Annotated in this window: 14 protein-coding genes; 7 read left to right on the forward strand and 7 right to left on the reverse strand. The window is 55.9% G+C overall.

What is annotated here, in order from left to right:
• Positions 1-13 precede the first annotated feature (13 nt).
• Positions 14-868, reverse strand: a complete 855-nt coding sequence (ampE, locus tag NQ230_RS19435; RefSeq protein ID WP_213821429.1) for a beta-lactamase regulator AmpE — start codon at positions 866-868, stop codon at positions 14-16.
• 9 nt (positions 869-877) lie between these two features.
• Entirely contained in the window at positions 878-1,429 is a 552-nt protein-coding gene (gene ampD / locus NQ230_RS19440) for a 1,6-anhydro-N-acetylmuramyl-L-alanine amidase AmpD (protein ID WP_024907473.1), read from the reverse strand.
• 87 nt (positions 1,430-1,516) lie between these two features.
• On the opposite strand from ampD, the gene nadC reads away from it, so the two are divergent.
• From nadC to hofC, 4 genes are all read left to right on the forward strand, one after another.
• Positions 1,517-2,410: a carboxylating nicotinate-nucleotide diphosphorylase gene (nadC, locus tag NQ230_RS19445; protein WP_032660661.1), complete on the forward strand. Its 894-nt coding sequence runs from the start codon at positions 1,517-1,519 to the stop codon at positions 2,408-2,410.
• A gap of 174 nt (positions 2,411-2,584) precedes the next feature.
• Positions 2,585-3,022, forward strand: coding sequence for a prepilin peptidase-dependent pilin (ppdD, locus tag NQ230_RS19450; protein ID WP_257258728.1), 438 nt, complete (start codon positions 2,585-2,587; stop codon positions 3,020-3,022).
• A 10-nt stretch (positions 3,023-3,032) separates the two neighbouring features.
• Entirely contained in the window at positions 3,033-4,415 is a 1,383-nt protein-coding gene (gene gspE / locus NQ230_RS19455; RefSeq protein ID WP_257258729.1) for a type II secretion system protein GspE, read from the forward strand.
• Entirely contained in the window at positions 4,405-5,589 is a 1,185-nt protein-coding gene (gene hofC / locus NQ230_RS19460; RefSeq protein ID WP_257258731.1) for a protein transport protein HofC, read from the forward strand. The genes gspE and hofC overlap by 11 nt, the downstream gene beginning before the upstream one ends.
• Before the next feature lie 45 nt (positions 5,590-5,634).
• On the opposite strand, the gene NQ230_RS19465 is transcribed toward hofC, so the two are convergent.
• On the reverse strand, positions 5,635-6,678 hold the full coding sequence (locus tag NQ230_RS19465) for a GMP reductase (RefSeq protein ID WP_257258732.1): 1,044 nt from the start codon (positions 6,676-6,678) through the stop codon (positions 5,635-5,637).
• A gap of 228 nt (positions 6,679-6,906) precedes the next feature.
• On the opposite strand from NQ230_RS19465, the gene coaE reads away from it, so the two are divergent.
• Genes coaE through yacG form a run of 3 tightly spaced genes read left to right on the forward strand, consistent with a single transcriptional unit; the run spans position 6,907 to position 8,474 of the window.
• Entirely contained in the window at positions 6,907-7,527 is a 621-nt protein-coding gene (gene coaE / locus NQ230_RS19470) for a dephospho-CoA kinase (protein WP_121425022.1), read from the forward strand.
• The gene (gene zapD / locus NQ230_RS19475; protein WP_023310405.1) at positions 7,527-8,270 is read left to right on the forward strand and encodes a cell division protein ZapD; all 744 of its coding nucleotides are present in this window, start codon (positions 7,527-7,529) and stop codon (positions 8,268-8,270) included. The genes coaE and zapD overlap by 1 nt, the downstream gene beginning before the upstream one ends.
• Positions 8,271-8,279: 9 nt before the next feature.
• Positions 8,280-8,474, forward strand: a complete 195-nt coding sequence (gene yacG / locus NQ230_RS19480) for a DNA gyrase inhibitor YacG (RefSeq protein WP_023310404.1) — start codon at positions 8,280-8,282, stop codon at positions 8,472-8,474.
• A 34-nt stretch (positions 8,475-8,508) separates the two neighbouring features.
• On the opposite strand, the gene mutT is transcribed toward yacG, so the two are convergent.
• The 4 genes from mutT to lpxC form a co-directional block, all read right to left on the reverse strand.
• Positions 8,509-8,901, reverse strand: coding sequence for an 8-oxo-dGTP diphosphatase MutT (gene mutT, locus NQ230_RS19485; protein WP_257258734.1), 393 nt, complete (start codon positions 8,899-8,901; stop codon positions 8,509-8,511).
• A 57-nt stretch (positions 8,902-8,958) separates the two neighbouring features.
• A complete protein-coding gene (secA, locus tag NQ230_RS19490) occupies positions 8,959-11,664 on the reverse strand; it encodes a preprotein translocase subunit SecA (protein WP_032660674.1) in 2,706 nt (901 codons plus the stop codon).
• A gap of 58 nt (positions 11,665-11,722) precedes the next feature.
• Entirely contained in the window at positions 11,723-12,226 is a 504-nt protein-coding gene (secM, locus tag NQ230_RS19495) for a secA translation cis-regulator SecM (RefSeq protein ID WP_183078922.1), read from the reverse strand.
• Positions 12,227-12,504: 278 nt separating this feature from the next.
• Positions 12,505-13,422, reverse strand: a complete 918-nt coding sequence (lpxC, locus tag NQ230_RS19500) for a UDP-3-O-acyl-N-acetylglucosamine deacetylase (protein WP_008501977.1) — start codon at positions 13,420-13,422, stop codon at positions 12,505-12,507.
• Between the last annotated feature and the right edge of the window lie 91 nt (positions 13,423-13,513).

Genomic DNA, 13,513 nt, shown 5'->3' on the forward strand with positions numbered 1-13,513 from the left:
GCGGCGCGCTGGCCTACACCAGCGTGCCGTAAATCGTCAGCAGTGCCACGATCACCACCACCACAAACGACGTTTTCTTCGCCATGGAGACAGCCGCTTTCGGCGTTACAATCTTGTCGGTATGCGGCTCACGCGCCAGCGAGAACTGCGCCAGACGCGTTAGCACCTGGTACTGCGACGTATGGCGATCGGCAAGAGACGCGAACCATGCGGGCAGCGCTTTTTCACCGTGACCAATTAACGCGTACACCACGCCCACCAGACGCACCGGAAGCCAGTCGAGCACGTGCAGGATGGCATCAATGCCTGACTGCAGGCGTTCATGCGGCGTCAGATAACGGGCAAGCCAGGTCTGCCAGGCGCGCAGGAATGCATACCCCATCAGCAGTACCGGCCCCCACGGGCCGCCCACCACGAACCAGAACAGCGGTGCCAGGTAGTAACGGAAGTTAATCCACAGCAGCGCGTTTTGCAGCTCGCGCAGAAATTCGCGTTCGTCGCAGTCCGGCGGCACGCCGTGGATCATGGTCAGTTCGCTCGCCATGGCACCGCGCGCATGGGCATCGTCACGGGAGGCGGCTTTCAGGTATGCGTGATAGTGCAAACGCACCTTGCCCGCACCAATGCACAGCACCCCAAGCAGGATCCACACCACCAGCAGCGGCACGTTGAAAAAGAGTCCGTACAGCGCGCGCAGGAGCAGGAACGTAATGACCATCACCCCTGCCATCATCAGCAGCGTGCGCAGCATAGAAAAGTGCTTAATCCGGCGGAATAACACCTCCAGCCGGTGATCCAGATGCCAGTGCTCACCGAGCTTGAACAGGCGTTCAGCGATGATAACCAGCAGCATGGTAAACAACGTCATGGTATCTCCTTATTCTGACGACGCGGTGAGCATGGCGCGAAACCGGGGCCAGTCAAAGGCCGGACCGGGATCGGTTTTTCTCTCCGGGGCGATATCACTGTGTCCCGTGATATTGTCGGCGATAGCCGGGTAGAGTCCAATAAGCGTGCGGGTTACAGCCGCCAGCTGTTGATACTGTGAATCGGTGTAGGGCGTCGTATCCGTGCCTTCCAATTCAATCCCGATGGAAAAATCGTTGCACCGTTCGCGCCCGTGATACATCGACACCCCGGCATGCCAGGCGCGCTTATCAAAGGGAACATACTGAACCACTTCACCATCGCGACGAATCAGGCAGTGAGCCGATACGCGCAGATGTGCAATTTCAGCAAAGAAAGGATGAGCATCGGGATCAATCGTTCCTGTGAATAACGCATCGATCCACGGGCCGCCAAATTCACCCGGCGGGAGACTAATATTATGAACCACCAGCAGTGTGGGCTTTTCATCCTCCGGGCGGCAATCGTGGTGCGGCGAGGGCACGTGCCGCGCATCCACCAGCCATCCGTTTTCTAACAACATGCTGGAACTCCTTCTGTATGGTGCAATGACTCGGTTCAGAGTAGCATGTTTCAATATTATGATTCGTTACCAATTTGGAGTTTTATCATGCCGCCTCGCCGCTACAACCCCGACCACCGACGTGAAGCGCTTCTGGAACGTATTAATATGGATATTCCGGCAAGCGTCTCCCATGCTTTGAAAGAAGATCTGGGCGGTGACGTTAACGCTGATAAGGATATTACCGCACAATTATTGCCAAAAGAGACACGCTCCCACGCGGTTATTATCACCCGTGAAGACGGCGTCTTTTGCGGCAAGCGTTGGGTTGAAGAGGTCTTTACCCAGCTGGCAGGCGATGATGTGCAGGTGACCTGGCACGTTGAAGACGGCGACGCAGTCACGGCCAACCAGCCGCTGTTCGAACTGGACGGTCCTTCCCGCGTCTTGCTGACCGGCGAACGTACCGCGCTCAATTTTGTACAAACGCTCTCAGGCGTGGCCAGTGAAGTGCGTCGCTACGTTGACCTGCTGGCCGGTACCCGAACCCAGCTGCTGGATACCCGCAAAACGCTGCCGGGCCTGCGCACCGCGCTGAAGTATGCCGTGCTCTGCGGCGGCGGCGCAAACCATCGCCTGGGCTTATCCGACGCCTTCCTGATTAAAGAGAACCACATTATTGCCTCTGGCTCCGTGCGTCAGGCGGTTGAGAAAGCCTTCTGGCTGCACCCGGACGTGCCTGTTGAGGTGGAAGTCGAAAGCCTGGAAGAGCTGGAGCAGGCGATTAAGGCCGGGGCCGATATCATCATGCTCGATAACTTCGAAACAGAGCAAATGCGCGAGGCGGTAAAACTGACAAACGGCCGGGCCCAGCTTGAAGTGTCCGGGAACGTCACTTTCGAAACGATCCGTGAATTCGCCGAAACCGGCGTGGATTACATCTCCGTCGGCGCGCTGACCAAACACGTTCGCGCTCTCGACCTCTCAATGCGCTTCAAATAACGCATTCTTCCCTCTCCACCCGGAGAGGGGAATTTCAGCCCCGCTCGCAGATCCGCTGCTCTTCCCTGCAACACTGAATAAATTCTCTGAAGACCCCTTCCCGTTTCCTTTCTTGCCTCTCGTTTCTGCTCTTTCCTGCTGACAAAGTAGCGCCACTTTGCATAAGGAGCAGATATGGACAGACAACAAGGTTTCACACTCATTGAGCTGATGGTGGTCATTGGCATCATTGCGATTCTGAGCGCCATCGGCGTTCCCGCCTATCAAAACTACATGCGCAAGGCGGCGCTGACCGATATGCTGCAAACCTTCGTTCCCTACCGCACGGCCATCGAGCTTTGCGCGCTGGATCACGGTGGCGTGGAGAGCTGCGATGCCGGCAGTAACGGTATCCCTTCCCCCACCACGACACGCTACGTTTCAGGAATGAGCGTGGCGAAAGGGATCGTGACCTTAACAGGACAGGAGAGTCTTAACGGGCTGACGGTAACCATGACGCCACGGTGGAGCGACGGCAACGGTATGACGGGCTGGACGCGCGACTGCAGCATCGGTGCTGACAGCCCCCTGAAACAGGCCTGCGAAGACGTTTTCCGCTTCGACAACAACTGAGGAGCGGATAATGAATACCGAACAACTCGTGGCGCTTTGCCTGCGCCATCACGCTCTGCTGCTCACCAGCGACAGTGACATGGTCAGCATCGCCGTCGTGGGCAGCCCCGCGGCTGAACTGATGGAGGCGCTGCGCTTCGCGACCCAGAAACGGATTGATATTGAGTGCTGGAGCGCCGAGCGCATGGAAAAACACCGGCAGCTAACGTCACAATCGCATCTGCCCGTTGTTTCACAAACGCACTCAACGGTGGATATTCTCAACCACACGCTGCAGCAGGCAGTCAACCAGCGCGCCTCCGACATTCATATCGAACCGATGGAGCACGCGTGCCAGATCCGTTTACGCATCGACGGGGTTCTTTGCCCCCAGCCTCCGCTTTCCGCCTCGCTGGCAAGCCTGTTCAGCGCACGTTTAAAAGTGCTGGGTAACCTGGATATTGCAGAACGTCGTTTGCCTCAGGACGGTCAGTTTACGATTGAGCTGGCAAACGCGCCGGTCTCGTTTCGAATCGCGACGCTTCCCTGCAGCGGCGGCGAGAAAATTGTGCTGCGTCTCCTGCATCAGGTTCAGCAGGCCCTTGAGCCAAACGCGCTTGGCATGAGTGCTGAACAGCTGGCCTGTTTTAATGGGGCCCTCCACCAGCCGCAGGGGCTGATTCTGGTCACCGGCCCTACCGGCAGCGGTAAAACCGTGACGCTGTATAGCGCACTGCAGGCGCGTAACACCCCTGACGTCAACATCTGTAGCGTGGAGGATCCCATTGAGATCCCCCTTGCGGGATTAAACCAGACGCAGATTAATCCCCGGGCGGGCTTAACATTCCAGAGCGTGCTGCGGGCGCTGCTGCGTCAGGATCCAGACATCATTATGGTCGGCGAAATCCGTGACGGTGAAACGGCAGACATTGCCATTAATGCCGCCCAGACCGGGCATCTGGTGCTGTCAACGCTGCACACCAACTCGACGACGGAAACCCTGGTTCGCCTGGAGCAGATGGGCGTCGCCCGCTGGATGATATCTTCCGCGCTGTCGATGGTGATTGCCCAGCGTCTGGTCCGGCGTCTGTGCCCACATTGTCGTCGGGAAGCCAGCGAGCATGCTGAACTACCGCGCGCCGTATGGTCCAGACCGCTTCCTCGCTGGCAGCCCATCGGCTGCGATCGTTGCTATCACGGTTTTTATGGCCGCGTGGCCATTTTTGAAGTACTCGCGATCGACAATGCCCTGCGGCAGGCCATTGCCAGCGGGGCGGGAACAGAAGTGATAGAGGCGAGCGCCCGGCAGGCGGGAATGATTTCTCTTTTCGAGCACGGCTGCATGGCCGTCGAACAAGGGCTGACCACGCTCGAAGAGCTGGTGCGCGTCCTGGGCATGCCCGATGGCTGCTAATCGGCTCTGGCGCTGGCGAGCGCTCACCCAGGAAGGAGAACCCCGAAGCGGAACGCTCTGGGCCACAGACCGCAATGCCGCCTTCACCAGGCTGATGCGCAGCAACCTCCATCCTCTGGCGTTGACCCGATGCGCTCAGCGACACCGCTGGCGGCCACATCACTGCTACGAGATGTTTCGCCAGCTCGCTACGCTTCTGCAGGCCGGGCTGACATTGTCCCACAGCCTGCAGATGCTGGCAGAGCAGCATCCGTTAAAACCGTGGCAGGCGCTGCTGCAAAGCATTGCCGATGAGCTCAGTGAGGGAGCCCCCTTTTCTGAGTCGCTAAAAAAGTGGCCAGCCGTTTTTAGCCCACTGCATGTCTCGATGGTGAAAACCGGTGAGCTCACAGGAAAGCTGGAGGAGTGCTGCCGTCAGCTCGCGCAGCAGCAAAAAGCGCAGCAGCAGCTCAGTGCGAAAGTGAAAAAGGCGCTGCGCTACCCGGCGATCGTCCTGACGCTGGCCGTGCTCGTGGTGCTTGCGATGGTCACCCTGGTATTGCCCGAGTTTGCCGCGATCTACAAAACGTTTAACACTCCGCTTCCGCTGCTGACGCAAATGGTCATGGGGATGGCCGCATTTATGCAGTCATATGCCCTTGCGTTGTTCGCCGCGTTATTAGCGCCCTTAGCCACCGCCTGGGCTCTGCGGCAGAACCCTCGCTTGCAGCGCATGCTAATGCACACTCCCGTGTTGGGCGCACTGGCAAAAGGTCAAAAACTGGGGCACATCTTTACCGTACTGTCGCTCACGCAGCAGGCCGGTATCCCCTTTTTACAGGGACTGGAGAGTGCGGAGGAGACCGTTGAAAGTCGCTACTGGCGGGGAATACTGCGCAGCGTTCGGGAGGACATTGAAAAAGGCCTTCCCGTCTGGTCATCCTTTCAGAAAGCGGCCATCTTTACCCCGCTGTGTATTCAGCTTTTACGCACCGGCGAAATGTCAGGTGCGCTGGACATCATGCTGGCAAACCTCGCCCGACACCACACGGAACAAACCTTTCAACGGGCAGATAATCTGGCGGCACTTCTCGAGCCGGTGCTTCTGATTGTGACAGGGGTCATCATCGGCACGCTGGTGGTGGCAATGTACCTGCCGATTTTCCATCTGGGAGATGCGATGAGCGCGGGCTAGTGCAGAGAACAGTGCTGGCGCACGGGCATGCGCCAGCCGAAGCCATTACAGGCTATTGAATACGCGGTTTTCCTGTTCCTGAACGCGAATAAACGTTGTACGTTTCGTCAGCTCTTTCAGGCGGGATGCCCCAACGTAGGTGCAGGCCGAGCGCAGGCCGCCGAGGATATCGCGCGCGGTGTGTTCAACCGGGCCGCGCAGAGGCAGCTTAACGGTTTTGCCTTCAGCCGCACGGTATTTTGCCACGCCACCGACGTGACGGGTCATCGCGGATTCAGAGCTCATGCCGTAGAACAGCATAAATTTCTCGCCGTTCTCTTCAACAACGGTACCACCGCTCTCTTCGTGGCCTGCCAGCATACCGCCGAGCATCACGAAGTCCGCGCCGCCGCCGAAGGCTTTCGCAACGTCGCCCGGCATGGTACAGCCGCCATCGCTGATGATCTGGCCGCCCAGACCATGCGCTGCATCGGCACATTCAATGACTGCGGAAAGCTGCGGATAACCGACGCCGGTTTTGACGCGTGTTGTGCACACGGAGCCAGGGCCAATACCCACTTTCACGATGTCTGCGCCGGAAAGGATCAGCTCTTCACACATTTCACCGGTCACCACGTTGCCCGCGATGATGGTTTTCGTCGGCCAGGCCTCGCGCGCCTTGCTGACGAACTGCACAAAGTGCTCGGAGTAACCGTTCGCCACGTCAATACAGACGAAGTTGAGCGCCGGGTTAGCGTTCAGGATCTGTTTGGTCTTCTCGAAATCCGCATCGGAGGTACCAGTGGAGACCATCACATGTTTCACCACGTCAGCAGACGCGGACGCAACAAACGCATTCCACTCTTCAGGGCTGTAATGTTTGTGAACGGCGGTGAGAATGTCGAACTGTGCCAGGGCGGTTGCCATCTCAAAGGTTCCCACAGTATCCATGTTGGCAGCGATGATCGGCACGCCAGACCAGGTCTGACCGGAATGCTTAAAGGTGAATTGACGTTCGAGTTCAACGTCTGAGCGACTTTTCAGTGTAGAGCGTTTAGGGCGGATAAGAACGTCTTTGAAACCTAACTTCAGATCTTCTTCGATACGCATGTGCGGATTCCTGGGGTTAGAGGCAAATATGTTAAAAGCACAACTCCAGTGACGTTATCATACGCACTAATACCTGCTCCGCAAGACTGCGAAATTCTCTTTTTTTACGCTACAATCCTATAAATTTACCTGGTAAAAAGCCGGTAAACGGGGCTAAACAGTTGCTGGCGCACCTAAGAGTTTTAATCAACTGATTTTAATAATGAATAATTCCCAGGATTTGATTTAATGGGGTATATCGTCGCATTAACCGGCGGCATCGGTAGTGGCAAAAGTACCGTTGCGGACGCGTTCTCACGTTTGGGTATCACGATTATTGATGCCGATATCATTGCCCGCCAGGTGGTAGAGCCCAATACACCCGCGCTAAAGGCTATCGCAGAACATTTTGGTCAGGCCATCATCAATGCCGATGGCACATTGAACCGCCGTCAGCTTCGCGAATGCATTTTTTCCGATTCTGCGGAAAAAGCCTGGCTTAATGCCCTGCTCCACCCCATCATCCACCAGGAAACTCAGCGTCAGATAGCCGCAGCCCGCTCGCCCTATGTCCTGTGGGTGGTTCCGCTACTGGTTGAAAATCAGCTGCATATGAAAGCCGATCGGGTGCTGGTGATTGATGTCTCTCCCGAAACGCAAATTCAGCGAACCATGACGCGCGATCGCGTTTCGCGGGAGCATGCTGAACACATTCTTGCCGCTCAGGCTACGCGCGCTCAGCGCCTTGCCGTGGCGGATGATGTCATTGATAATAACGGCGCACCAGATGCCATTGCATCGGATGTTGCCCGTCTGCACGCGCAGTATCTGACGTTCGCCGCGCAGGCCGTTGCACAGGAAAAACCATAATGTCGACACACATCCTTTTTGAGCATCCGCTCAACGAAAAAATGCGCACCTGGCTGCGCATCGAATTTCTTATTCAACAACTTTCACAACATCTGCCTGTTAACGATCATGCCACGGCGCTGCACTTCTTCCGCAACGTAGGCGATCTGCTGGATGTGATTGAACGCGGCGATGTCCGCACAGAATTACTCAAAGAGCTGGAGCGCCAGCAGCGTAAATTGCAGGCATGGACAGAAGTTCCCGGCGTAGACCAGAGCCGTATCGACGCGCTCCGCCAGCAGTTGAAAAGCAGTAGTGCCGTCCTGATGGCCGCGCCGCGCGTCGGGCAGTTTTTGCGTGAAGACCGCCTGATTGGCCTGGTGCGCCAGCGCCTGAGCATCCCTGGCGGCTGCTGTAGCTTCGACCTGCCGACGCTGCACATGTGGCTACATATGCCACAGGCGCAGCGTGACGCGCAGGTGAACAGCTGGCTGGCAAGCCTGGAGCCAATGCACCAGACGCTGTCGCTGATCCTCGATCTGATCCGTAACTCTGCGCCGTTCCGCAAGCAAACCAGCCTGAATGGTTTCTTCCAGGATAACGGTGATGATGCCGATCTTCTGCGTCTCAATCTGTCTCTCGGCGAACAGCTTTACCCGCAGATTTCCGGGCATAAGAGCCGCTTTGCGATTCGCTTTATGCCGCTGGACAGCGAAAATGGCACCGTGCCGGAACGTCTCGATTTTGAACTGGCCTGTTGTTAAGGAGTGCCGATGTCTGATGTCACCACCGTAAGCTGCCCAACCTGTGGCAAAACCGTTGTCTGGGGCGAAGTGAGTCCGTTCCGCCCATTCTGCTGCAAACGCTGTCAGCTTATTGACCTGGGCGAATGGGCGGCGGAAGAGAAACGCATTCCAAGCGAAGGCGATCTCTCGGACAGCGATGACTGGAGTGAAACCCAGCAGTAATCTGTAAAACCTGCTGGCGCTTCGCTCAGCAGGCCTACTGTTGTGCGACTAACCGCAGGATCACGGGCTCATTAGCTGGCGGGAATTTTTCGGCATCACTTGCCTGAAGCTCTACCCAGTTACCCGGCTGTCCCTCTTTTCCCCAGGGTTCACCTTCCCAGTTTTCCACCAGCCAGAACCACAGCGTGATGTGCCTGTCCGGAAACTGGTACTCAAGCTTATCAAACAGCGTTGCGCCAAGCGGAGTGATCCCCACCTCTTCCTGAAGCTCCCGAACCAGCGCCTCTTCCGGCGTTTCACCTGACTCGATTTTACCGCCCGGAAACTCCCACTTGTTCGCCATATGGGCGTCGGCAGCGCGCTGGGTGATGAAGATTTTGTTTTGCGGGTTGCGAATAATCCCGACGGCAATTTGCAGTATTTTCATATTGTCACTTCCATAAAAAAGGCGCAGAAATCTGCGCCTTTTTGTTTTTTTATGAACTTAGCTCAGACGGCCGTGGCACGCCTTGTACTTTTTACCGGAACCACACGGGCACGGATCGTTACGACCCACTTTACGATCGCCGGTCTGCGCGGCGATCGCCGCTGCGGCTTCGCTGTCGTCGGTCTGATGACTCAGCTGTTGCATCTGTGCCAGGCGCTCGGCTTCTTCACGACGCTGCTGCTCCATCGCTTCCACTTCTTCCGGCATACGCACCTGAACCTTGCTCAGGGTGCTGATCACTTCGTACTTCAGTGACTCCAGCATAGACGCAAACATGGAGAAGGATTCACGCTTGTATTCCTGCTTCGGATCTTTCTGCGCGTAGCCACGCAGGTGGATACCCTGACGCAGGTAGTCCATCGCCGCCAGGTGCTCTTTCCACAGGGAGTCCAGAGTCTGCAGCATCACGCCTTTTTCGAAGTGACGCATCATCTCTTCGCCTACGACTTCTTCCTTACGCTTGTAAACGTCCAGCGCGGTTTCGAAGATACGTTCACGCAGGGTCTCTTCGTGCAGCTCAGGCTCTTTGTCCAGCCACTCTTTGATTGGCAGATCGAGGTCAAAGTCATTTTTCAGACGTTCCTGCAGGCCTTCGATATCCCACATCTCTTCCAGAGACTGCGGTGGAATATGCGCGTCGATGGTGGCTTTAAACACATCTTCACGAATGCTGTTGATGGTTTCGCTCACGTCGGACACGTCCAGCAGTTCGTTACGCTGGGTGTAGATCGCACGACGCTGGTCGTTAGCCACATCATCATATTCCAGCAGCTGCTTACGAATATCAAAGTTGCGGCTTTCCACTTTACGCTGCGCGTTAGCAATCGCTTTAGTCACCCACGGGTGCTCAATCGCTTCGCCAGGCTTCATACCCAGCTTACGCATCATGCCGGACACGCGGTCGGAGGCGAAAATACGCATCAGCGCATCTTCCATAGACAGGTAGAAGCGGGATGAACCGGCATCACCCTGACGACCCGCACGGCCACGCAGCTGGTTATCGATACGACGGGATTCATGACGCTCAGTACCGATGATGTGCAGACCGCCGGAAGCCAGAACGGCGTCATGACGAACCTGCCAGTCGGCTTTGATCTGAGCAATCTGTTCTGGCGTTGGGTTTTCCAGCTCCGCCACTTCAGCCTGCCAGCTACCGCCCAGCATAATATCGGTACCACGACCCGCCATGTTGGTAGCGATGGTCACGGCAGCCGGATACCCCGCCTGCGCAACAATGTCCGCTTCTTTGGCGTGGAATTTGGCGTTAAGTACGTTGTGCTTGATGCCCGCTTTGGTCAGCTCGTGCGAAACCACTTCGGATTTCTCGATGGAGATGGTCCCCACCAGAACCGGCTGGCCATTGGCAGTACGATCGCGAATATCTTCGATGATTGCCTGAATTTTTTCTGCTTCGGTCATGTACACCAGGTCCGGCATATCCTTACGGATCATCGGACGGTTGGTTGGAACAACCACGGTATCCAGCTTGTAGATAGAGCTGAATTCAAACGCTTCGGTATCAGCAGTACCGGTCATGCCCGCCAGCTTCTCGTACAGACGGAAGTAGTTCTGGAAGGTGATAGACGCCAGCGTCTGGTTTTCATTCTGAATATCTACACCTTCTTTGGCTTCTACAGCCTGGTGCAGACCGTCAGACCAGCGACGTCCCTGCATGGTACGCCCGGTGTGTTCATCGACGATAATCACTTCGCCGTCTTTTACGATGTAATCGACGTCGCGGGTGAACAGCGCGTGGGCGCGCAGTGCAGCGGTCACGTGGTGCATCAGCATGATGTTGCTTGGGGAGTACAGGGACTCGCCCTCTTCCATGATGCCTTCAGCGACCAGCAGCTCTTCAATTTTCACCAGACCGCGTTCGGTCAGGTTCACCTGGCGCGCTTTTTCATCAACGGAGAAGTGGCCTTCACCCTGGAAGGTATCCGAGTCCTCTTTCTCCTGACGCAGCAGGTGTGGAATGATTTTGTCGACTTTACGGTACATCTCGGAGCTGTCTTCAGCCGGGCCGGAGATGATCAGCGGGGTACGCGCTTCATCGATCAGGATGGAGTCCACCTCATCCACCAGCGCATAGTGCAGTTTACGCTGTACGCGCTCTTCCGGGCTGAACGCCATGTTGTCACGCAGGTAGTCGAAGCCGTATTCGTTGTTGGTGCCGTAGGTGATGTCCGCGTTATACGCTTCGCGCTTGGCTGGCGCAGGCAGGCCGGACATGTTGATGCCGACGGTCATACCGAGGAATTCAAACAGTGGACGGTTGTTTTCGGCGTCACGCTGCGCCAGATAGTCGTTGACGGTAACCACGTGAACGCCTTTACCGGTCAGCGCGTTCAGGTAAGCCGGCAGCGTTGCGGTCAGGGTTTTACCTTCACCGGTACGCATTTCCGCGATGCAGCGCTCGTTAAGCACCATACCACCAAGCAGCTGAACGTCGAAGTGACGCATGCCGAATACGCGCTTACTTGCTTCACGCACGACAGCAAACGCTTCCGGGATCAGGCTTTCTAAGGTTTCACCTTTTTCCAGACGCGCGCGGAATTCCGCCGTTTTCGCTTTGAGCTCGTCATCAGAGAGCTTCTCCATCGCAGGTTCCATACCGTTGATGACGGCAACAGCTTTACGCATACGGCGCAGGGTACGATCGTTACGACTACCAAAAACTTTAGTTAACAATTTGATTAGCATAATAAATTCTCAAACGCCCCAGTGTGGGCAGATAAATTAAGGTATTGAAAAAGTTAATTTAGCTGAGGCGCAGCGGCCCGGCGCGAATGCCGTGGGCCTGGCTAATCCAGGTGGAAACAGAGAATGAAACCGGTGAAACCAACGCACGCTGTGTCGTCTGGCGAACCATGACCGGCGGCTGGCTGTCCTGCGTGAGCAGCGCGTTGAGCGTGTCCAGCAGGGCAAGATGCTGAGCCTGCACCGGCAGCGTCTCTTCCGCAACAGGCATGGCCTGCGGCGCCATCGCGAAGGACAGATGGCGGATAACCGTGCGGATAGCGTGCTGATGCCAGTAATCGACAGAGAAGTTTGGGCGGCGGTTGGCTTCAAGCCACGCGAGATTAGTAAAGTTAACCCGCGTGTTGAGATCGTGTTTGGTGGTAGAGGTTTTTGCGGGCGTCGCTGCTTCGGCACTGTTGCAGAGCGCAGGCAAGCCGAAACTCGCCGCGACCATCCCTAATAAGAGATGCGGCCAGAAGTAACGTCTGCCAAATTGTCGCCAGCGCGTCAGTATTCCGCTCACCTGCTCCACCCAATAAGCCAGCCTTGCAGAGGCTGAGTCAGTTATTCTTTTTAGCGCCCAGATAGTACCACTAATGCCAATATACATCAGCAGGAATGAGGTGCCGCCGCGGGGAAAAACGGTCAAGAATGCAGCTAACGCACACATTTTCTGCGTAAGACAAACGAGAGATAACGCTGGGGCAAACGAAGAAGGGTAAAAATAAAAACGACTGGTCTTCCTGGTCGGAGAGAGTACCAGGTTAACCAGTCGATTTTTTTACGAAACGGTTTGAACCGTTACGCCAGAACCATGCTTGGTGCTTTGAAAGCCAGCGGCAGTTCAGCTTCGTCTTCGAAGGTCACATATTCCCAGGCTTCCTGTTTTGCCAGGACGGCCTGCAACAGTTTGTTGTTCAGCGCATGACCGGATTTGAACGCGGTAAATGCACCAATGATGTTGTGACCACACATGAACAGGTCGCCGATCGCATCCAGCATTTTGTGACGAACGAATTCATCTTCGAAACGCAGGCCGTCTTCGTTCAGTACGCGATAATCGTCAACAACGATGGCACAATCGAAGCTGCCGCCCAGGCACAGGCCGCGGGACTGCAGATATTCGATATCACGCATGAAGCCAAATGTACGGGCTCGGCTGATCTGGCGCATAAACGCATCGGCAGAGAAGTTCATCGCATAGCGTTGGGTGCTGGAGTCAATCGCCGGATGGTTAAAGTCGATGGTAAAGTCCAACGAGAAACCATTGTACGGTTTGAATTCAGCCCACTTGTCGCCATCTTCGACGCGAACGGTCTCTTTGATGCGTACAAATTTCTTCGCGCAGTTCAGTTCTTCGATGCCGGCATCCAGCAACAGATAGACGAACGGTGCAGCACTGCCATCCATAATCGGGATTTCTGGCGCATCGACTTCAACAATAATGTTGTCGATACCCAGACCCGCCAGGGCGGCGTTCAGGTGCTCTACGGTAGAAATCCGCACGTCATGCTCGTTCACCAGACAAGTACAGAGCATAGTATCACGCACAGATTTGGCATCGGCCGGAAAATCTACCGGTGGATTCAAGTCGGTGCGACGATAGATGACCCCGGTATTGGCCGGCGCAGGGCGTAACGTCAGCGTGACTTTCTTGCCGGTATGTAAACCGACACCCGTCGCCTGAACGATACGTTTAAGTGTCCTTTGTTTGATCATCGTATAATCTCGCCAAATTAACTATCCAACCGAGAGTGTATATCACTAACGGTGGGCCAGTTTAGCACAAAGAGCGCAAATCCCCTAATTC

It is taken from the genome of Enterobacter asburiae, from assembly GCF_024599655.1.
Taxonomy (GTDB): Bacteria; Pseudomonadota; Gammaproteobacteria; order Enterobacterales; family Enterobacteriaceae; genus Enterobacter; species Enterobacter asburiae_D.